This window comes from Amycolatopsis sp. NPDC114504 (assembly GCF_055633595.1).
Genome location: NZ_JBVKDU010000002.1, coordinates 1 through 20,635 on the forward strand (window position 1 = coordinate 1; position 20,635 = coordinate 20,635).

Consider the following 20,635-nt stretch of genomic DNA (forward strand, 5'->3'; position numbering starts at 1 on the left):
TCAGGCCGGCTACCCGTCGTCGCCTTGGTAGGCCATTACCCCACCAACAAGCTGATAGGCCGCGGGTTCATCCTGCACCGCCAGAACTTTCAACAACCCCCCATGCGAAGAGTTGTGATATCCGGTATTAGACCCCGTTTCCAAGGCTTATCCCAGAGTGCAGGGCAGATTACCCACGTGTTACTCACCCGTTCGCCACTCATCCCCACCCGAAAGTGGTTCAGCGTTCGACTTGCATGTGTTAAGCACGCCGCCAGCGTTCGTCCTGAGCCAGGATCAAACTCTCCAACAATGAATAGTTTGATCGAGACTATGTACTCAATCATTCTCAAAGGAACCTCATACGAGGTTCTATATAAGCTCTACTGGCTTAGTTCACTAGCACACTGTTGAGTTCTCAAGCAACACACTCCGGAATCGCCGCCTTATCAGCGGCTATATCCTCGGCAGTTGTTCCAAGCGATATTCAAAGCTTTTGGTCGAGCATGCCTCAGCCTACGGTGTTAGTCGTAGGGATTCGGCGGCCGCTCGTGGGCCGACGCTGAACATTACCCGGTCCGATCCGCGGTGTCAACCCGCTCGGCCCGGCCGGATCTTCGGGGCTTGCGGCCCCGGGGCGACCCGGTGTTCCTGGCGACGAAGAGAAGATTACATGCCCTGAAACCGGTCCCGAACAGGGGGGTCACTTAACGCCATTGCCGCAGGTCAGAGCGTGTCCGACGCCCCTACGACGGCAAGGTCGCCAAGTACCGGGGCGGGACCCTCGCCGGAGCCACTCGCGAGAAGTCCGCCGCGAGCGCGAGCATGCGGGCGTCCGACCACCGGGCACCCATGAACGAGATACCCACGGGGAGCGGTCCGGCAAACCCCGCCGGCACGGTCACGTCCGGGTAGCCGGCGACGGCGGCCGGGGTCGACGACGGGATCACGTCGTTGTCCCCCACCGCGCAGTCGGTCTTCCACGCGGGCGGGTTCGTCGGCGACGCGATCGCGTCCAGGTGGTACTTCGCCAGCGTCTCGTCGAGGGAGCGGCGAGCAAGGTCCGACAGCTCGGCGCGGCCGGCGAGGTAGCCCGGGTCGGTCGGCGGCGGCGCGGCCAGTGCCTGTTCGAACAGCTCCTGGCCGGCGAAGCACGTCTGCTCGAGCGGGTCAGCCCGGTTGTAGGCGATCAGCTCCGCCAGGTTCCGCGGGCCGCGGGGGCGGGTCGCCAGGTAGGCGTCGATGTCGCGGTGGAACTCCGTGAGCAGCGCCGGGAACTCCAGCTCGCCGAGGCGCGCCTGGTACGGCGGCGTCACTTCGACGACCGTCGCACCGGCTTTGACCAGGGAGTTCTTCGCGGACGTCATGACCGCGTCCGTCGAAGGGCCGAGCACCGGCAGGCGCCACAAGCCGATCCGCGCGCCGCGCAGGACGCCCGGTTTGAGCAGCTTCGCGTAGTCCGTCGGCTGGGACTTCGGGTACTGGAGCGTCGCGGGATCCGACGGGTCCCGCCCCTGCAGGACCGAGAGCGTCAAGGCGACGTCGACGACGTTGCGCGCGATCGGCCCGGCGGTGTCCTGCTCGGCGGAGATCGGCACCACTCCGGTGCGGCTGACCAGGCCGAGGCTCGGTTTGTGCCCGACCGTCGCCGTCATCCCCGCGGGGCACACGATCGAGCCGTCGGTTTCGCTGCCGATCGCCACCTGGGCCAGCGACGCGGCGACGCCGGCCGCGGACCCGGCGGACGACCCGCACGGGTTGCGGTCCAGCACGTACGGGTTGTTCGTCTGTCCCCCGACGCCCGACCAGCCGGACGTCGGCTTCGCGGCGCGGAAGTTCGCCCACTCCGACAGGTTGGCCTTGCCGAGGATGACGGCTCCGGCGTCGCGAAGCCGCGTGATCAGCGTCGCGTCCTTCGCCGGGTAGCTGCGCAGGGCCCGCGAGCCGGCGGTCGTGTGCTGGTCACGCGTGTCGACGTTGTCCTTGACCAGCACCGGGATGCCGTCGAGCGGGCCGCGCAGGTGGTGCGCGCGACGCCGGGCGTCACTCTCGCGGGCCTGCCCCAACGCGGCCGGGTTGAGCGCCAGGACCGCGTTGACCTTGCCGTCGAGCCGGTGGATCCGCTCGAGGTACGTGCTGGTCAGGCCGACCGCGGTGAGCCGGCCGGCCGCCATCCGCGCCTGCAGCGACGGGATGTCGGCGGTGTCGAGGTCGAACTTCGCCGGGGAGGCTGCGGCGGGTGCCGCGGGGACGAGCACGAGTGCGGCGGCCAGGATCGCGAGGAACACCGGCCGCCGCCCCATCAGAGCACCGGAAGCAGGGTTCGGAGCTCGTACGGGGTGACCGCGCTCCGGTAGTTGTCCCACTCGACGCGTTTGTTCCGGAGGAAGAAGTCGTAGACGTGCTCGCCGAGCGCTTCCGGCAGGAGCTCCGACTTCTCCATCTCGGCCAGCGCCTCTCCCAGGTTCTGGGGCAGCTGCGCGTACCCGGCGGCGCGCCGTTCGGAGTCGCTCAGCTGCCAGATGTTGTCCTCGGCGGGTGGCGGCAGCTCGTAGCCCTTCTCGATCCCCTTCAGCCCGGCGGCCAGAATGACCGAGTACGCCAGGTACGGGTTGCACGCCGAGTCCAGGGTACGGATCTCCACCCGTCGGGATGACGCCTTTCCGGGTGAATACATCGGGACGCGGACGAGCGCGGAGCGGTTCGCCCGGCCCCACGAGACCGTCGTCGGCGCTTCACTGCCGCTGATCAGGCGTTTGTAGGAGTTCACCCACTGGTTGGTGACCGCGGAGATCTCCTTGGCGTGGTGCAGCAGGCCGGCGACGAACGCCTTGCCGGTCTCCGACAGCTCGTGCGGGTCCTCGGCGTCGTAGAAGGCGTTGCGGTCGCCTTCGAACAGGCTGATGTGGGTGTGCATGCCCGAGCCGGGCTGGTCCGTGAACGGCTTCGGCATGAACGTCGCGCGCACGCCCTGGGTCAGCGCGACCTCCTTGACGACGTAACGGAACGTCATCACGTTGTCGGCCATCGTCAGCGCATCGGCGTAACGGAGGTCGATCTCCTGCTGGCCCGGTGCCCCTTCGTGGTGGCTGAACTCGACCGAGATGCCCATCGCTTCGAGCGTCTCGATGGCGTGCCGGCGGAAGTGCGTCGCCGTGGCGTGGCTGGCCTGGTCGAAGTAGCCGCCGTTGTCCGCGGGCTCCGGCTCGCTGCCGTCGTCGGGCAGGGTCGAGAGCAGGAAGAACTCGATCTCTGGGTGCACGTAGCAGGTGAAGCCCGCTTCGGCCGCCTTCGACAGCTGGCGGCGCAGGACGTGCCGCGGGTCGGCCCACGACGGCGAGCCGTCCGGCATCGCGATGTCGCAGAACATGCGCGCCGAGTACGGGCCGCCGTCCGGGGTCTCCCACGGCAGCACCTGGAACGTGGACGGGTCGGGCTTGGCGACCATGTCCGATTCGTAGACGCGCGCGAAGCCCTCGATGGCGGAGCCGTCGAAGCCGATTCCCTCGGTGAAAGCGCCCTCGAGCTCGGCCGGGGCGACCGCGACGGACTTGAGGAACCCCAGCACATCGGTGAACCAGAGACGGACGAAACGGATGTCGCGCTCCTCGAGCGTGCGGAGCACGAATTCCTGCTGGCGATCCATGGCCGCACCCTAACGACAGCGTGTTAACGGCATGTTTCACGACGCGCCGAGGGTGACGAAGTCACGTCGTGAGCACCGGGACGGGATTCTTCGCGCGGGGCTCGACCGGGCCGCTCGGCCAGTGCGCGCGACGGCGCCCGGTGCTCGGAGCGGTCCGTGGCCTGCACGGGCGGTCGCGCAGGCCACGGGTTCCGGGCGCGCCGAAGATCAGGGCGCGAGCACCGGGACGGGCTTCTTCGCCCGCGTGATCGCCAGCGACGCGACCGACGCCAGCACCGCCAGGACCGCGGCCGCGTACCAGGCCAGGTTGTAGTTGCCCAGCTGGTCGCGGACCAGGCCGGCGGCCGATGCCGCGAACGCGGCGCCCAGCTGGTGGCAGGCGAAGACCCAGCCGAACACGATCGGGCCTGCTTCGCCGAATGCGCGGACGCAGAGGGCGACCGTCGGCGGGACCGTGGCCACCCAGTCGAGGCCGTAGAACAGGATGAACGCCCACATGCTCGGCTGCACCGAGTCCGTGAACAGCTGCGGCAGCAGGGCCAGCGAGAGCCCGCGAAGCGCGTAATACACGCCCAGGAGGATCCGCGGGTCCACGCGGTCGGTGAGCCAGCCGGAAAAGATCGTGCCGACCACGTCGAAGACGCCGACCAGCGCAAGGAGTCCCGCGGCCGTGGTCTGGGGCATGCCGTGGTCGTGGGCGGCCGGGACGAAGTGGGTGCCGACCAGGCCGTTCGTCGTCGCGCCGCAGATCGCGAAGCCGACCGCCAGCAGCCAGAACGTGCGGGTCTTCGCGGCCTGGCCCAGCACTGAGAGAGCGCGGCGGGCCGAGCCGGTCTTCGGCGCCGGGCGCGCGACCTCCGCGTCCGCCGGAGTGCCGTACGCCGTGGTGCCGACGTCGGCGGGGTGGTCGCGGATGACCAGCAGGACCACCGGGACGACCGCCAGCGCCGCGATCGCGATCACCAGCGACGCCGTCCGCCAGCCCGAGCCGACCGCCAGGTTCGCGATCAGCGGCAGGAAGATCAGCTGGCCGGTGGCGCCCGCCGCAGTCAGGACGCCCGTGACGACGCCGCGGCTGCGGACGAACCACCGGGTCGCGACGGTCGCGGCGAAGCTCATCGCCATCGAGCCCGTGCCCGCGCCGATCAGCACGCCCCAGCAGAGGACCAGCTGCCAGCTCGCGCTCATGAACACCGTGCCGGCCGCGCCGATGGCGATGACGAACAACGCCGTCGCCGAGACGCGGCGGATGCCGAACCGCTCCATCAACGCGGCCGCGAAGGGCGCGAAGAGGCCGTAGAGCACGAGGTTGACCGAGACGGCCGAACTGATCGTGGCCGTGGACCAGCCGAACTCCTGGTGCAGCGGGTCGATGAGGACACCCGGTGCGGACCGGAAGCCGGCGGAGGCGAGCAGCGCGACGAAGGCGGCACCGGCGATCAGCCAGGCTCGGTGCAGCTTCGGGGCAGGACGGGTCTCGACAGTCACCAGTGCAGTGTCATCGCGCGCGCGATGACACGAAAGTGGCTTGAAGGACATCATCCGCAAGGATCGGGCCACGGCTAGGCTTCGGGCATGTCCCGCATCGCCCTGCTGCTCGTGGTCCTCCTGACGGCCGGGTGCGCCGGTTCGCCGGACACGCGCGGGCCGTTCCCCGCGGGTGCCGAGCTGGTCCGCGACGCGGCGACGTCGTTCGCGTCGGTGCGGAGCGTGCACTTCGCGGCCGGGGTCAACGGCGTGCTGCCGGACTTCCCGCTGCGGCAGATCGAAGGCGACGCCTCCCTCGACGACGGCGGGTCCGCGACCGGCACGGCCGACGTCCAGGAAGGCGAAGGGCACACCAAGTACCGCTTCACCGTCCGCGGCGGCCAGGTCACCACGGAGGACGGGCACGGGCCGCTGCCCGAGATGTACGCGGTGGGGGCGTTCCTCGGCCCGTCCGCCGGGCTGAAGCGGCTGCTCGACGGCGTCACCGACGCGAAGACCGAGGGCAAGGAGAACGTCGACGGCGCCGCGGCCCTGCGGGTCGGCGGCCGGGTGCCGGCGGCCGTCGCGCACGGCGTGCTGCCGCAGGTCACCGCCGACATCATCGTCAAGGTGTGGGTCTCCGCGGACGGGCCCCGGCGGTTCGCCCGGCTCTGGGTGCAGGTGCCGCCGGCCGGCGACCACCTCAGCCCGGTGATGTTCGAGCTCTCGCTGACCCGGCAGAACGAGCCGGTCAACCTCGACTAGCAGCGGCCGTCGGCGGCCGTCCCGTCGATCAGGTACGCGATGCCAGCGCGGTCCACGCAGGCGTTTCCCTGCAGGAACACCGTGTGCTGCACGCCCTCGTAGGTCAGCAACGCGCTCTTGAGGTCCTTCGCGAGGTCGACGCCCTGCTGGTACGGCGTCGCCGGGTCGTGCGTCGTCGACACGACCAGGGTCTTCGACAGCCCGGCCGGGTGCGACGCGTGCTCGGCCGACGTCGGCGCGACCGGCCACGTCGAGCAGATGTCCAGCTCGCTCGTGTCTGGCGTGCCGCCGGCCAGGAAGGGCGCGCCGGCCAGCATCTTCTCGTGCGCGCGGTCGATCGCGGCCCGGTCGGTGACGCGGGTGTGGTCGACGCAGCGGACCGCGAAGTACGCGTCGATCGCGCCGCTGTACTTCCCGTCGCGGTCGCGCTGGTAGTAGCCGTCGGCGAAGGCCAGCAGGGTCCGGCCGTTGCCCTGGGCCACCTGCGCGAGCGCGGCTTTCAGGGCGGGCCAGTCGCCGCGTGAGTAGAGCCCCGCGAACGTGCCCGTGATCGCGTCCTCGAACGACAGCTTCCGCGTCCCGGCCGGAAGGGGCTTGGTGATCAGCGGGCGCACGAGCCGCTGGAACGCTTCGGTGGTGCCGGCGGCCGCGCACGCGCACCACTTGCCGAACTCGTTCAGCGCGTCCTGGAAGCCCGCGGCCTGCGTGACCAGCGAATCGACCAGGCCCTGCGCGGGGTCGATGGCGCCGTCGAGCAGCAGCGCGCGGACGTTGCGCGGGTACGCCTCGGCGTAGGCCGCACCGATCTGCGTCCCGTACGAGTAGCCGAGGTAGGTCAGCTTCTCGTCGCCGAGCGCGGCGCGAAGGACGTCGAGATCGCGTACGACGTCTCGCGTGCCGACGTTCGAAAGAAGCGTCTTGCCGTACTTCGACGCTTCGGCGCACTTCGCGCCGTACGCGGTCGTCTCGGCGAGCTGCTTTTTCACTCCGTCGGGCGACATGTCGCTTTCGACGTCGGACGCGCGGTCGGCGTCCTGCTCGGCGCCGGTGCGGCAGGTGATCCGCGGTTCGCTCGTGCCGACGCCGCGCGGGTCGAAGCCGACCAGGTCGAAGCGGTCGAGCAGCGGCGCGGCGGCCGGCGTCTTGGCCAGCGCCGCCGCCGTCGACGTGCCCCAGCCGCCCGGCCCGCCGGGGTTGACGACCAGCGACCCGATCCGCTGCTTCGTGGCCTTGTGCCGCAGCAGGCCGACGGTGATCGCCGGCCCGTCCGGCGCCGCGTAGTCCAGTGGCACGCTCAGGTGCGCGCAGTCCAGCGCGTCTCCGCACGGAGCCCACGCAAGCTTCTGCTGGGTGAACTTCCCCAGGTCAGGAGGCCGGGACGACGACGGGGCGGGCGGCGGCACGGGCGCCGGGGCACTCGTGCACGCCGCCAGCAGCACCGCGCACGCGGCGAGGCCTACTGCCCGGTGCACCGGGTCCCCTCCGGCGGCACCGTGCCGTCGACGAGGTAGTCCGAACCCGCCTGATCCACGCACTTCACGCCCTGCAGGAACACCGTGTGCTGGGTGCCCTCGAAGGTGAGGAGCGCGCCCTTCAGGCCCTTCGCGAGGTTGACGCCCGCCTGGTACGGCGTCGCCGGGTCGTTGGTCGTCGAGATGACCAGCGTCTTCGCCAGGCCTTCGACGTTCGGCACGTGCGGCTCGGACGTGTTCGGCACCGGCCAGAACGCGCACGCGTCGCGAGCCGCCGAAGCCGGGCGGCCGTCGTCGAGGAACGGCGCCACCTTCACGTACTCCTCCTGCGCCTTGAGGATGACGGCCGGGTCGGTGACGCGCGGGTCGTCGACGCAGCGGATCGCGGTGAAGGCGTCCTGCGTGGTGCCGTACTTGCCGGTGGAGTCGCGCTCGTTGTAGATGTCCGCGAGCTTCTCCAGCGTCGCGCCGCGCTGCTGCTTCAGCTCGTTGAGACCGGTGTTCAGCGCGTCCCAGAGACTCTGCTGGTAGAGCGCCTGGATGACGCCGGTGGTCGCGTCCTCGTAGGAGAGCTTGCGGCCGTCGCCGACCGGGACCGGGAAGTCGATCAGCGGCCGGACGAGGTCCTGGAACGCCTTCACCGCGGCGGCCGGGTCCTGGCCGAGCGCGCAGTCCTGCTGGGTGGTGCACGACTTGGCGAACTCCGTGAACGCCGTCCCGAAGCCCTGGCCCTGGGCGACCAGCGACTCGACCGCGTCCTGCTCCGGGTCGACCGCGCCGTCGAGGATCATCGCGCGGACGTTCTTCGGGAACGCCTCGGCGTAGGCCGACCCGATCCGGGTGCCGTAGGAGTAGCCCAGGTAGGTGAGCTTTTCGTCGCCGAGGACCGAGCGGAGGACGTCCAGGTCCTTCACGACGTCGCGCGTGCCGACGTTGGCCAGCATCCCGGTGCCGTCGTCGGTGCGCTGGGCGCACTTCGCGGCGAAGTCCTTCTCCTGCGACTCCTGCTTGAGCACCCCGGCCGGCGACCCGTCGGTCTCGCTGTCGTCGGCGCGGTCGGCGTCGCGCTCCTGGTCGGTGAGGCAGTGGATGGCCGGCTGGCTGGCGCCGATCCCCCGCGGGTCGAAGCCGACCAGGTCGAAGCGCTTGGCGAGACCGGTGCTCGTGCCCGGCTTGACCAGCCCGGCGGCCGCGACCATGCCCGAGGCGCCCGGGCCGCCGGGGTTGACCACCAGCGACCCGATCCGGGAGCCCTCGTCGGTCGCCTTGTGGCGGAGCAGGCCCAGCGTGATGGTGTCGCCGGCCGCCTTCGCGTAGTCCAGCGGCACGGTCAGCCGGGCGCACTGGAGGTCGTTCGCCTGGAACGCCGACCGGGCGTCTTCCGACGTCGCGTAAGGTGCGCAGTCGCCCCAGCTCAGGCTCTGGCCGTAGAACCGCTCCAATCCGGCGGGGACCGGCCCGGACGGCGGGTGCGACTCGGTCGTCGGCGCGACCGGTGCCGGCTTGCCGGTGGACGTGCAGGCGGCCAGCGAGGCCGCGATCAGCACGGATGTCGCAATTGCGGTGATCCGGCGGCGTCGGATACGACCGGACCTGGCGCTGGGATGAGGGAACACGGTTGGATCGTCCCATCCGGCCGCGGAACTCGAACGCACCACCGCCACGTTGGGTGGGGCAGGCCGGTCGAGCGAGAGAGAACGGGAGACCAGGGGTGGCAGCACTGATCAGCCGGGTGGGCAAGAAGCTCCGCCGGATCATCCAGCGGCCGGGCAGCGTCGAGCTGACCCGCTACGAAGCACTGCTGCCCGCGGTCGAGAAGCTCGAACCCGAGCTCGAGAAGCTCTCCGACGAAGAGCTGACCGAGCGGGCGGGCGAACTCCGCGAGAAGCTCAAGGACACCGCCTTCGGCGACAATCACCTGATCGAGGTGTGTGCGCTCGGCCGTGAGGCCGCGCGGCGGGCGCTCGGCGAGCGCGCGTTCGACGTCCAGATCCTCGGCACCATGGGCCTGCTCAGCAAGCACGTCGTGCAGATGGAGACCGGTGAGGGCAAGACGCTCGCCGGGGCGCTGGCCGCGGCCGGGTACGCGCTGCGCGGCAAGCGCGCGCACGTCGTCACGGTCAACGACTACCTGGCGCGACGCGACGCGGAGTGGATGGGCCCGGTGTACGCCCTGCTCGGCGTGTCGGTCGGCTGGGTCGAGCCGGCGCACTCGCAGGAGGAGCGCAAGGAGGCCTACGCCAAGGACGTCACGTACGGCGCCGTCGCCGAGATCGGCTTCGACGTGCTGCGCGACCGGCTGGTCAGCTCGGTCGACGACCTGGTCCAGCCCGACCCCGAGGTCGCGATCGTCGACGAGGCGGACTCCGTGCTGGTCGACGAGGCCCGCGTCCCGCTGGTGATGGCCGGCTCGATCGACCACACCGACGCCGACGAAGAGGTCGCGAAGGTCGTCCGGCGGCTGCGGCTCAACCTGCACTACGAAACGGACAGCGAGGGCCGCAACGCCTGGCTGACCGACGCCGGCGCGTCCGTCGTCGCGAAGTCGCTCGGCCTGGAGGTCGACGACCTCTACGACGAGACGGCTTCGGACCGGCTGCCCGCGGTGAACGTCGCGCTGCACGCGCACGCGCTGCTCACCCGCGACGTCGACTACCTCGTCCGCGACGGCAAGGTGCAGCTCATCAACGCCGCCCGCGGCCGCGTCGCCGAGCTGCAGCGCTGGCCGGACGGCCTGCAGGCGGCCGTCGAGGCGAAGGAGCAGGTCACCGCGACCGACCGCGGCGAGATCCTCGACTCGATCACCGTGCAGGCGCTGCTCGCGCGCTACCCCGAGGTCGCCGGCATGACCGGTACCGCGGTGGCCGTCGCCGAGCAGCTGCGGGAGTTCTACGAGCTCGAGGTCGCGGTCATCCCGCCGAACACCCCGAACGTCCGCGAAGACCAGGAAGACCGCGTCTTCGCGTCGCCGTCGCAGAAGCTGCGGGCGATCGAGGAGGAGATCCGCACGGTCCACGAGACCGGGCGGCCGATCCTCGTCGGCACCCAGGACGTCGCCGAGTCCGAAGAGCTGGCCGAGAAGCTGGCGAAGGTCGACCTCGAGTGCGTCGTGCTCAACGCGCGCAACGACGCCGAAGAGGCCGCGATCATCGCCGAGGCCGGCAAGAAGGGCGCGGTCACCGTGTCCACGCAGATGGCCGGCCGCGGTACCGACATCCGGCTGGGCGGCACCGACGGCGCGACCCGCGAAGAGGTCGTCGAGCTGGGCGGGCTGCACGTCATCGGCACCGCGCGGTATCCGTCGAGCCGGCTCGACGGCCAGCTGCGCGGCCGCTCCGGCCGCCAGGGCGACCCGGGCAGCGCGATCTTCTTCGCGAGCCTGAACGACGAGCTCGTGCTGTCGAACGCGCCGGACGTGCCCGAGGGCATCACCGACGACGAAGAGACCGGCGAGATCGTCGACAACGCGGCGCTGCGGCAGCTCAACCACGCCCAGCGCGTCGCCGAGGGCGTCGACCTGGAGATCCACCGCAACACCTGGCGCTACACGCGGCTGATCGAGCGGCAGCGCCGTGACCTGCTGGTGCACCGCGACAAGGTGCTTCGCACCGCGTACGCGGCGGAGCACCTTGAGAAGGCGCACCCGGAGAAGTTCGGCGAGCTGAAGGAGAAGCTGGACGACCAGGACAAGCTGGAGCAGCTGTGCCGCGAGGTGCTGCTGTTCCACGTCGACCAGCTCTGGTCCGACCACCTGGCGTTCCTGACCGACGTCCGCGAGAGCATCCACCTCCGGGCGCTGGCGCGGGAGACGCCGCTGGACGAGTTCCACCGCGCGGCGATCCCGGAGTTCCACAAGATCATCGCCGAGGCCGACTCCCGGGCGGCGAAGACGCTCGAAGAGGCCGAGCTGACCGACGAAGGCATCGATCTCGGCGAGGCGGGCGTCCGGCGCGCGAACACGACGTGGACCTACCTGGTGCACGATAACCCGTTCGACTCGGACTTCGAGCAGACCATCAAGAAGGTCCGGAGCATGATCAAGCGGAAGTAGCTCCGTTCTCCGAAAACCCCCGTCCGGATTCGTCCGGGCGGGGGTTTTCTCGTTTGCCCGGAGCGAGAGAATCGGGGCATGCGCAAGATCCCGACGCTGTTCCGTCGCGACCCCGAAGACCTCCGGCGTGTGACCCGCGAAGTGCACCCCGAGTGCCAGTGGGTGCTCGACGGCCAAGGCGTGGCCACCCGCAAGTACGACGGCACCTGCGTCCGCCTCGACGAGTCCGGCGACTGGTGGGCGCGGCGCGAGGTGAAGCCGGGCAAGACCGCCCCGGACGGGTTCGAAGCCGTGCAGACCGACCCGGAAACGGGCAAGACGGTCGGCTGGGAGCCGGTCGGGCAGTCGTCGTTCGCGGCGTTCTTCGAGGAGGCGCAGGAGCGGCTCTTCGGTGCGGCGCCCGGCACCTACGAGCTGTGCGGGCCGAAGGTCAACGGCGATCCGGAGAAGCTCGGCACCCACCGGCTGGTCCCGCACGCGACCGCGCAGGAGTTCGCCGGCGTCCCGCGCGACTACGACGGGCTGATGGCGTGGCTGCTCGCGCACCCGGAGTTCGAGGGCGTCGTCTGGCACCACCGGGACGGGCGGATGGCGAAGCTCAAGCACCGGGACGCGGTCGCGTCGGCCTAGGTGGCATTTCGCCCACATTCGCTCGGCTCGGCGGACGGCCGTGGGACAGAATGACGGCATGCCGCAACTGCGCATCGCGCTCGCCCAGGTCAACCCCACCGTCGGTGACCTCGACGGCAACGCCGACCTGCACGTCGCCTGGACCCGCCGGGCCGCCGAGGCCGGCGCCCACGTCGTCGTCTTCCCCGAGATGTCCTTGACCGGTTACCCGGTCGAGGACCTTGCGCTGCGCAAGACCTTCGCCGCCGCTTCCCGGCAGGGCGTCGAGTCGCTGGCGCGGCGGCTGGACGAAGCCGGCTGCGGCGAGGTGCTGACCTACGTCGGGTACCTCGACCTCGACGAGGTCGGCCCGCGCGACGCGGCGGCGGCGCTCTACCGCAGCGAGGTCGTCGCGCGGCAGTTCAAGCACCACCTCCCGAACTACGGCGTGTTCGACGAGCACCGCTGGTTCAAGCCGGGCACCGAGCTCGACGTCGTCCGGTTCCACGGGCTCGACATCGGCATGGTCGTCTGCGAGGACATCTGGCAGGACGGCGGGCCGATCTCGGCGCTGGGTCGCGCCGGCGTCGACCTCGTGGTGGCGCCGAACGCGTCGCCGTACGAACGGTCGAAGGACGAGCAGCGGCTGCCGCTCATCGCGCGCCGCGCCGCCGAAGCGGGCGCGCCGCTGGTCTACACCAACCAGATCGGCGGCCAGGACGACCTCGTCTTCGACGGCGACTCGCTCGTCGTCGGCGCGGACGGCGCGGTGCTGGCGCGCGCGCCGCAGTTCGTCGAGCACCTGCTCCTGCTGGACATGGACCTCACTGCGGGCGGGCACGCCGGGGACGGCAAGCTCGAAGGCCTGCACGTCCGGCGGCGGGTGCTGAGCGAAGAGCCGGTGCCCGCCTACGAGCCGACCGCCGAGCCGGTGATCAGCGAGCCGCTGTCGGACGAGGCCGAGGTGTGGTCGGCGCTGGTCGTCGGGCTGCGGGACTACGTGCACAAGAACGGCTTCTCGTCGGTGACGTTCGGGTTCTCCGGCGGCATCGACTCGGCCGTCTGCGCGTCGCTGGCCGCGGACGCGCTGGGCGGCGACAACGTCTACGGCGTCTCGATGCCGTCGAAGTACTCGTCGGGGCACTCGAAGGACGACGCCGAAGACCTCGCGCGGCGGATCGGGGCGCACTACCGCGTCGAGCCGGTCGAGGACATGGTCCGCGTCTACGTCGACCAGCTGCATCTGACGGGCCTGGCCGAGGAGAACATCCAGGCGCGGACGCGGGGCATGCTCCTGATGGCACTGTCCAACCTGGACGGTCACCTGGTGCTGGCCACGGGCAACAAGACCGAGCTGGCCGTCGGGTACTCCACGATCTACGGTGACGCGGTCGGCGCGTTCGCCCCGATCAAGGACGTCTTCAAGACGCACGTGTGGCAGCTGGCGCGGTGGCGCAACGCCGAGGCGTTGAAGCGTGGCGAGACGCCGCCGATCCCGGAGAACTCGATCTCGAAGCCGCCGTCGGCCGAGCTGCGGCCGGGCCAGATGGATTCCGACTCGCTGCCCGACTACGCGCTGCTCGACGACATCCTCGACGACTACGTCGAGGGCGACCGCGGGTACGCGGACCTGGTGTCCGCCGGGTTCGAGCCGGAGACGATCGACCGCGTGGTGCGCATGGTCGACAAGGCCGAGTACAAGCGGCGCCAGTACCCGCCGGGCACGAAGATCACGTTCAAGGCGTTCGGCCGCGACCGCCGGCTGCCGATGACCAACCTGTGGCGCGAGGGCAAGGCCTAAGTCAGAGCGACCTTGCCCAACTGAGCGTCGAGATATGAGAGGATCAGGTTGTGTCCCCGCGCTTGCCGACCATCGCCGCTGCAGTGTTCGCGGCGTGCTCGGCATCCGCGCAAGTCGCGGCCGGGCTCGTCGGCTCGGTGTGGGCACTCATATTTCTCATACTCACAACAGTGACCGCGGGAATGAGCATCTGGATGAGTAACGTCCAGACAACTCGACGCCCCCAAATCAAAAAAAATACTTAAAGATTGCACCTCATCCGCACCGCGCACACTCTTCGCGGATTATGCACTGTGAGTAGCTAAACAGCACTCAGACAACTTGAGCCGCCAAGTTGACTACTAGGAGTAGTCAACTTGGCGGCTTATTGAATTTAGTGATATTTGATTTCAGCGACCCGGCGGACGAAGAACATCCGATAAGTCGTACCCGTGGCGAGAGGGCAAGGCCTAAGTCAGAGCGACCTGACGGCCTTCGCTCGAGCTGAGGGCCGCCGTCAGGCTGGCTTTTGCGGTGCGGCGGACCAGGAACTCCAGGCCGAGCGCGTCGGTGGCCGTCCGGACCGATGCCGGGTCCGGGTGGGTGCCGGTGACCATCAGGAGCGGGATCGACGGCAGGCCGCGCGTGGTCGGGTGCGGCGTGGTGTCCCAGTCGATGAGGAACGGGCGGAGCGTGCCCGGGGCGCTCGGCGGGGTCAGGCGCCAGCGGAGGAGTTCGCCGTCCTGGGTCTCGCGGGACATCTCGAGCGCGTCGCCGGGGTCGAAGCCGTGGGCTCTCGCCTGGGCGATGGTCGCGTCGAGGTCGGTGGTGCGGACCGCCCAGGCGACGAGCGCGGGCTCGGTCAGGTCGTCGATGCCGAAGGGCCGCGGATTTTCGGGTTCCGGCTGCGCCGGGTCGGGCCCGACGACCTCCAGGTACATGCCGGCGCCGAGGTCAGCGAGGTGGTTGGCGGTGCCGAGGCCGACGTGGCTGCCGCCGGGAGCGGGCGTGACACCGGTGAGCGCGGTGACGCGGGCGACGGCCTCGGCGAGGTCCGGGCCGGCGTAGACGAGGTGATCGAGCACGGGCCTATTTTGTCGTACCCCGGCCGTAGGCTGGCAAGATGACGATGGGGTTCACGGTGTTCGACACGGCGATCGGCGCGTGCGGGCTCGCGTGGCGCGAGGACGTCGTGGTCGGGGCGTCGCTGCCTTCGCCCGCTTTGCCCGCGTGGTTCGCGCGGCAGTACCCGGAGGCGGTTCCCGGGACGCCGGGTCCGCGGGTGCGGGCCGCCGTCGACGGGATCGTGGCGCTGCTGAGCGGGTCGCGGGTGGATCTGGCTTCGGTTCCGCTGGACTTCTCGGGGGTGCCGTCGTTCAACCGGCGCGCGTACGAGGTGGCGCGGACGATCCCGCCGGGGAAGACGCTGACGTACGGCGACATCGCGCACCGGCTGGGGATGCCGGGCTCGGCGCAGGCCGTCGGGCAGGCGATGGGGCACAACCCGTTTCCGCCGATCGTGCCGTGCCACCGGGTTTTGGCCGCGGGCGGGAAGGACGGCGGGTTTTCGGCTCGGGGCGGCGTCGAGACCAAGCGGCGGATGCTGGTGATCGAGGGGGCGCTGGCCGACGAGCCGACGCTGTTCTGACGGTCGTGTCGCGTTCGGAGCCCTGCTCGCCCTTGCTGGGGAGGGTGAGCAGGGTCGCAGATGGACGACACGCGTACCCAGGCGGACGACTCGCGTGCCTGGATGGACGACACGCGTGATTGGGGGTCGACACGGGCCGGTGGGCGGGGCTGGGTCAGGCGGGGGTTGGGGTCCAGGGTTTCATCCAGGGGGTTTCCGGCCAGTTCTCCGCCGCGGCCATCAGGGGGATTGCCGTGGCGCCGTCGACGTGCTCGCGGATGATGTCCGCGTGGCCCGCGTGGCGGGCCGTCTCCTCGATCAGGTGCAGCAGCACCCAGCGGACCGACCACGCCTCGACGTCCTGCGGGTACCACGGCACGCCCTTCGGCACCGGGACCGCCTGGCCGAGGTCCTCGATCCCGGCGATCACCTCCGCCGTGCGCGCGGCCACCTCGTCGTAGCGGGCCAGCACGCTCGCCAGCGTCTCCGACGGCCCCAGGGTGTACGCCGCCTGGTAGTCCGCCATCGCCTCGTCGAACGGCTTCTGCGGCAGCTGCAGCAGGATGTCGATCCAGCCGTCCTCCGTCGACGCCACGTGCTTGACCAGGCCGCCCACCGACAGCGAGCTCTTCGTCGGCGTGAGCCGGGCCTGCTCGTCCGTCAGCCCGTGGGCCGCCACCTTCAGCACGTGCCGCTGCTGCTCCAGGTACCGCAGCAGCCCGTCACGCTCGTCGGCCACCGGGGGCACGTTTCCCGCCATCGAGATCAGCTCCTTCGCGTTCGTCCCCGGAATCGTGCCATCGACCACCGACATTTCCGGCACAAACGGCCAGCACCGGGCCCGCCGCGATCGCGAGCGCGCCGCGGTTGCCCGACCACGCCGCCAGCGGGCCGGCCAGTGCCATGCCCGCCGGGGTCAGCCCGAACCCGGCCAGCGCCGCGGCGAGACACACCGCGAACACCGGGGCGGCGGCGGTCGTCGCGACCAGGGGCGCGGCTGTGAGCGCACCGCACGACGCCGGTCCGGGCGCTGAAGGTGCCCTCGATCCGGATCGCCAGGCCGAGGACGATCGCGACGGCGAACGTCAGCGCGTCCGCCAGCAGGGTCCAGCCGGGCCCGGTGGCCGCGACCACCCACCCGCCGAGGGACGCGCCGCCGATCTGAGCCAGGTTCAGCTCGAACCGGCCGAGCGCAAGACGTTGCTGGAGCTGCTCAGCCGCCTCGAGGCGCATGTCGGGGCGCGGGCTTGATGAAGGCGTACGCCCCGCCCATGCCGTACAGGACGGCGCGCACCACCTGCTGAATCCGGCTGACCACACCTTCGGCGCTGTCCAGCTGCCGCGCCAGCACGAGGGCGGCCCAGGTGAGCACCACGACCACTAGCCCGGCCACGGCGAGCGCGCGCCAGCCCGGCGGCCACCACAGGATCAGGCTGACCACGCCGACCATGAGCACGACGGTCGCCAGCGACGAGAGCACGCCGCTCTGCTCCGGGTAGGCGGCCTGCAGCAGCGCGACCAAGCCGAACACGCTCACCGAGATCGAGCTGAGCCGCGCCGTCCAGTGGACCGGGCCGAGCCGGTGCAGCGGCGGCCCGGCGAGCAGGAACGCGACCCCCGAGACGGCCAGCAGGACGCGGAAGACCGGCGGACCGGTCAGCAGCGCCTCGACCGGGTCGTGCACCGGCGAGACGCCCGTCGGGAGGAAGAACTCCAGGAGCCATCCCGAATACGCGAGGACGGCCAGTCCCATGAGGAGAGCCGAGGCGATCCGAGCCGTGCGCACGAAGCACACATTAAGCGACCCTTGGCGTCTCGGCCGCACCACCGTGATCAGATCGTTCGAGTCGTTACGCCTGCGGACGGACGAAGGGGAACAGGACCGTCTGGCGGATCGAGGCTCCGGTGAGCATCATGAGCAGCCGGTCCACGCCCAGGCCGAGCCCGCCGGTGGGCGGCATGCCGTGCTCCAAAGCCAGCAAAAAGTCCTCGTCCAGCTCCATCGCCTCGACGTCCCCGCTCGCCGCGCGCAGCGACTGCGCCTCCAGCCGGCGCCGCTGTTCGATCGGATCGGTCAGCTCGGTGTAGGCGGTGCCGACCTCGGAACCGAACGCGATCAGGTCCCAGCGCTCGGCCAGTCGCGGGTCCTCGCGGTGCTGGCGGGTGAGCGGTGAGACGTCGGTCGGGTAGTCCGTGTAGAAGGTCGGCAGCACGGTCGCGCCCTCGACGAGGTGCTCGAACGCCTTGAGCACGAGGTCGCCGTGGCTCGGGTCCTCCCCCACCGGCACGCCCGCGGCCAGGCACAGCCGGCGCAGGTCGGCCACCGGCGTCCCCGAGTCGATCCGCTCCCCGAAGGCCGCCGAAACGGCGTCGTGCACCGTGATCACCGGCCAGTCGCCGGAGATGTCGTGCTCGACGACCCTGCCGCCGGCGTCGGGCCGGCGCACGACCTGTGCGCCGTACGCCGCTTCGGCCGCGTGCTGGACGAGCTCGCGCGTCAGCGTCCGCATCGTGTCGTAGTCGGCGTACGCCTGGTACGCCTCGAGCATCGTGAACTCGGGGTTGTGCGTCGCGTCGACGCCTTCGTTGCGGAAGTTGCGGTTCAGCTCGAAGACGCGCTCGACGCCGGCGACGCACAGCCGCTTCAGGTACAGCTCCGGCGCGATCCGCAGGTACATCCGCATGTCGTAGGCGTTGATGTGCGTGACGAACGGCCGGGCGTTGGCGCCGCCGTGGACCGTCTGCAGCATCGGCGTCTCGACCTCGAGGTAGTCGGCGTGGTGCAGGCGCTCGCGCACCGCGCGGACCACCGTGGACCGCAGGCGCAGCATGTTCGTCGAGTCCGGGTTGACCGCGAGGTCGAGGTAGCGCTGCCGCACCCGCGTCTCCGGGTCGGTGAGGCCCTTCCGCTTGTCCGGCAACGGGTGCAGGCACTTCGCGGTGACCGTCCACTCGTCGACGAGCACCGACAGCTCGCCCCGCTTCGACGTCACGACCTGGCCGCTGACGCCGACGTGGTCGCCGAGGTCGACGCCGGTCCGCCAGCCCGTGAGATCGAGCTCGCCGGCCTCCAGCATCAGCTGGATCTCGCCGCTGAAGTCCTTGACGCGCGCGAAGCACAGCCCGCCGAGCGTGCGCATCGCCAGCACGCGCCCGGCGATCCGGACGCGGTGGCCGGTCGCGCTGTCCGGTCGCAGGTCGCCGAACTTCTGCACGACGTCGCCGATGTGGTCGTCCCGGCGGAAGCCGACCGGGTACGGGTCGATCCCGGCCTCGCGCAGCTTGGCGAGCTTGGCCATCCGGACGCGGACCTGCTCCGGGCGCCGGGCCGGCTTGGCCGCCGGGACCGCCGCGGACTCCTCGATCTCCCGGACGCGTGCGACGAAGTCGTCGCCGACCGTCTCCAGCCGCAGTGCCCGCGACCGTCCGGTCGGGACGAACCCTTCGAGCGCGCCCGCGACGATGCCGACGCGCGGGAGCCGCCGCGCCGAGGAGTAGCAGAGGAACCGCGGTTCCCAGTCCGGCCCGTACTTGGCGTTGGACCGGTACAGCGACTCCAGCTGGAAGAACCGCGACGCGAGGCTGAGGATCCCCTTCCAGGCCCGCAGCACCGGGCCGGCGCCGATCCGCTCGCCTTCGGAGAAGACCGCGCGGAACATCGCGAAGTTGAGCGAGATCCGCTGCGCGCCCAGGTGCTGCCCGGCCGCGACGACCTCGGCGATCATGTACTCGTTGAGGCCGTTCTCGGCGTCGCGGTCGCGGCGCATGAGGTCCAGCGAGAGCCCCCGCCGTCCCCACGGGACGAACGACAGCAGGCCGCGCAGGTCGCCGCGGGCGTCGTAGGCCTCGACCATGACGCTGCGGCCGTCGCTCGGGTCACCGAGCCGGCCGAGGGCCATCGAGAAGCCGCGTTCGGTCTCCGCGCCGCGCCAGGCCTGGGCGCGGGCGAGCAGCTCGGCCATCTCGTCGCCGGGGATCTCGCCGTGACGGCGGACGCGCGAGGTGTAGCCCGCTCGCTCGATGCGCTTGACGGCCTGGCGCACCGAGCGCCGTTCGGGCCCGGCGAGGCTGAACTCGCGGATGTCGAGCACCGCTTCGTCGCCGATTTCCAGGGCGCGCAGGCCCGCGTCGGTGTACGCCTTCGCGCCGCGCTCGCTCGCCCCGAGCACGCCCGGCGTCCAGCCGTACGTGCGTGTCTCGTCGAGCCACGCGCGGACGGCGTCCGGCCACGCCTCGGGGTCGCCGATCGGGTCGGCGCTGGCGACGCTGGTGCCGCCGAGCACGCGGTAGGTCACCGCGGCACGGCCGTTCGGCGAGAAGACGACGCTCTTGTCGCGCCGGGTGGCGAAGTAGCCGAGGGAGTCGTCCTCGCCCTGTTCGGCGAGCAGCCGCCGCACGCGGAGCTCTTCTTCGTCCGTACGCAGGCGACGGCTGCGCACCCCGCGGAAGAGCATGTACAGCGCGGCGGTGGCGACGGCGGTCGCGCTCAGGTCGATGAAGACGTCCAGCCAGGCCGGCCCCTCGCCGACGCCGATCCGGCGCAGCTGCAGGTTCTCACCGGTGGCGTGGTTGACGACCCAGGCGAAGCGCTCCCACGAGTCGCCGAGCTGCCCGGGAAACGCTTCCGCCAGCCCCCAGCCGACCAGGACGACCGCCGCCAGCCCGCCGAAGAGCATGGTCAGGCCGTCGCGCCAGGCGCTCGGCGCGAGCCGGGCGGGGAACGCCTTGCGCAGCGCGAGCAGGAAGACGATCAGGGCGACCGACAGCACGTCGGCGGCGGTGAGGGCCCACAGCTGGACCGGGATGTGCCGGACCTGCTTCGACCCGAGCGAGAGCAGCTCGGGCGACCACAGCAGCGTCGCCTGCAGGGCGAGGGTGAGCACCAGCCCGACGACCTGGAACAGCACGAGCGTGTACAGCGCGGCCTTCTTGCGACGGCGCAGCGCGCCACCGAGCACCACCAGCAGCAGCACCATCACCAGGCTCGCGCTGGTCGGCACGCTCAGGCTCGAGAACGCCATGTCGATGCCGTTGAGCAGGTGCCCGTGCGGGCCGTTCGTGAACAGGAGGAGCACCGAGAAGACCGCGGCCAGCTGGACCACGGTCGCGATGATGCCGCCCGCTCTCGCCTTCCAGGCGGGGAGGCGCGGGCGCGTGCTCGCGAGGGTTCCCATGGTTGGTTTCGTCGCCTTTCGCGGCCGATCGGTCGTCATGCCCTCTTCTTGACGTAAGTGAACAC

Annotated in this window: 15 protein-coding genes and 1 rRNA gene; 6 read left to right on the forward strand and 10 right to left on the reverse strand. The window is 70.7% G+C overall.

Annotated features, from left to right (window positions below; translation table 11 throughout):
• The 4 genes from ACZ7PG_RS11535 to ACZ7PG_RS11550 form a co-directional block, all read right to left on the reverse strand.
• Positions 1-292: ribosomal RNA gene (locus ACZ7PG_RS11535) — 16S ribosomal RNA — on the reverse strand; the annotation flags it as partial.
• Positions 293-725: 433 nt separating this feature from the next.
• The gene (locus tag ACZ7PG_RS11540) at positions 726-2,282 is read right to left on the reverse strand and encodes an amidase (RefSeq protein ID WP_470239047.1); all 1,557 of its coding nucleotides are present in this window, start codon (positions 2,280-2,282) and stop codon (positions 726-728) included.
• On the reverse strand, positions 2,282-3,625 hold the full coding sequence (gene glnA, locus ACZ7PG_RS11545) for a type I glutamate--ammonia ligase (RefSeq protein ID WP_470239048.1): 1,344 nt from the start codon (positions 3,623-3,625) through the stop codon (positions 2,282-2,284). The genes ACZ7PG_RS11540 and glnA overlap by 1 nt, the downstream gene beginning before the upstream one ends.
• A 207-nt stretch (positions 3,626-3,832) precedes the next feature.
• Positions 3,833-5,113 carry an MFS transporter gene (locus ACZ7PG_RS11550; protein WP_470239049.1) on the reverse strand — a complete coding sequence of 427 codons (1,281 nt, stop codon included), beginning with the start codon at positions 5,111-5,113 and terminating at the stop codon, positions 3,833-3,835.
• Positions 5,114-5,200: 87 nt separating this feature from the next.
• Between ACZ7PG_RS11550 and ACZ7PG_RS11555 the strand changes: the two genes are divergently transcribed.
• Positions 5,201-5,857, forward strand: coding sequence for an LppX_LprAFG lipoprotein (locus ACZ7PG_RS11555; protein WP_470239050.1), 657 nt, complete (start codon positions 5,201-5,203; stop codon positions 5,855-5,857).
• Here ACZ7PG_RS11555 and ACZ7PG_RS11560 read toward each other — a convergent pair.
• The gene (locus ACZ7PG_RS11560; protein WP_470239051.1) at positions 5,854-7,329 is read right to left on the reverse strand and encodes an alpha/beta hydrolase; all 1,476 of its coding nucleotides are present in this window, start codon (positions 7,327-7,329) and stop codon (positions 5,854-5,856) included. The genes ACZ7PG_RS11555 and ACZ7PG_RS11560 overlap by 4 nt on opposite strands.
• Positions 7,314-8,876, reverse strand: a complete 1,563-nt coding sequence (locus tag ACZ7PG_RS11565; RefSeq protein WP_470239052.1) for an alpha/beta hydrolase — start codon at positions 8,874-8,876, stop codon at positions 7,314-7,316. Before ACZ7PG_RS11565 ends, ACZ7PG_RS11560 begins: the two co-directional genes overlap by 16 nt.
• 164 nt (positions 8,877-9,040) lie before the next feature.
• Between ACZ7PG_RS11565 and secA2 the strand changes: the two genes are divergently transcribed.
• The 3 genes from secA2 (at position 9,041) to ACZ7PG_RS11580 (ending at position 13,790) form a co-directional block, all read left to right on the forward strand.
• Entirely contained in the window at positions 9,041-11,380 is a 2,340-nt protein-coding gene (gene secA2 / locus ACZ7PG_RS11570; protein WP_470239053.1) for an accessory Sec system translocase SecA2, read from the forward strand.
• A gap of 78 nt (positions 11,381-11,458) precedes the next feature.
• Positions 11,459-12,010 (forward strand): RNA ligase 1 family protein, encoded by a 552-nt coding sequence (locus ACZ7PG_RS11575; protein WP_155549956.1) that lies wholly within the window; start codon positions 11,459-11,461, stop codon positions 12,008-12,010.
• 58 nt (positions 12,011-12,068) lie between these two features.
• Complete coding sequence (locus tag ACZ7PG_RS11580; RefSeq protein WP_470239054.1) at positions 12,069-13,790, forward strand: NAD+ synthase; 1,722 nt, start codon at positions 12,069-12,071, stop codon at positions 13,788-13,790.
• A gap of 449 nt (positions 13,791-14,239) precedes the next feature.
• On the opposite strand, the gene ACZ7PG_RS11585 is transcribed toward ACZ7PG_RS11580, so the two are convergent.
• Complete coding sequence (locus ACZ7PG_RS11585; protein ID WP_470239055.1) at positions 14,240-14,854, reverse strand: VOC family protein; 615 nt, start codon at positions 14,852-14,854, stop codon at positions 14,240-14,242.
• A gap of 44 nt (positions 14,855-14,898) precedes the next feature.
• Here ACZ7PG_RS11585 and ACZ7PG_RS11590 point away from each other — a divergent pair, with 44 nt between their 5' ends.
• On the forward strand, positions 14,899-15,417 hold the full coding sequence (locus tag ACZ7PG_RS11590) for a methylated-DNA--[protein]-cysteine S-methyltransferase (RefSeq protein ID WP_470240732.1): 519 nt from the start codon (positions 14,899-14,901) through the stop codon (positions 15,415-15,417).
• Between the two features lie 154 nt (positions 15,418-15,571).
• Here ACZ7PG_RS11590 and ACZ7PG_RS11595 read toward each other — a convergent pair whose 3' ends face one another.
• A complete protein-coding gene (locus ACZ7PG_RS11595) occupies positions 15,572-16,156 on the reverse strand; it encodes a DinB family protein (protein ID WP_470240733.1) in 585 nt (194 codons plus the stop codon).
• A 239-nt stretch (positions 16,157-16,395) separates the two neighbouring features.
• On the opposite strand from ACZ7PG_RS11595, the gene ACZ7PG_RS11600 reads away from it, so the two are divergent.
• Positions 16,396-16,647 (forward strand): hypothetical protein, encoded by a 252-nt coding sequence (locus ACZ7PG_RS11600; RefSeq protein ID WP_470239056.1) that lies wholly within the window; start codon positions 16,396-16,398, stop codon positions 16,645-16,647.
• Here ACZ7PG_RS11600 and ACZ7PG_RS11605 read toward each other — a convergent pair.
• On the reverse strand, positions 16,610-17,182 hold the full coding sequence (locus ACZ7PG_RS11605; RefSeq protein WP_470239057.1) for a hypothetical protein: 573 nt from the start codon (positions 17,180-17,182) through the stop codon (positions 16,610-16,612). The genes ACZ7PG_RS11600 and ACZ7PG_RS11605 overlap by 38 nt on opposite strands.
• Positions 17,183-17,246: 64 nt before the next feature.
• Positions 17,247-20,570: a bifunctional lysylphosphatidylglycerol synthetase/lysine--tRNA ligase LysX gene (lysX, locus tag ACZ7PG_RS11610; protein ID WP_470239058.1), complete on the reverse strand. Its 3,324-nt coding sequence runs from the start codon at positions 20,568-20,570 to the stop codon at positions 17,247-17,249.
• Between the last annotated feature and the right edge of the window lie 65 nt (positions 20,571-20,635).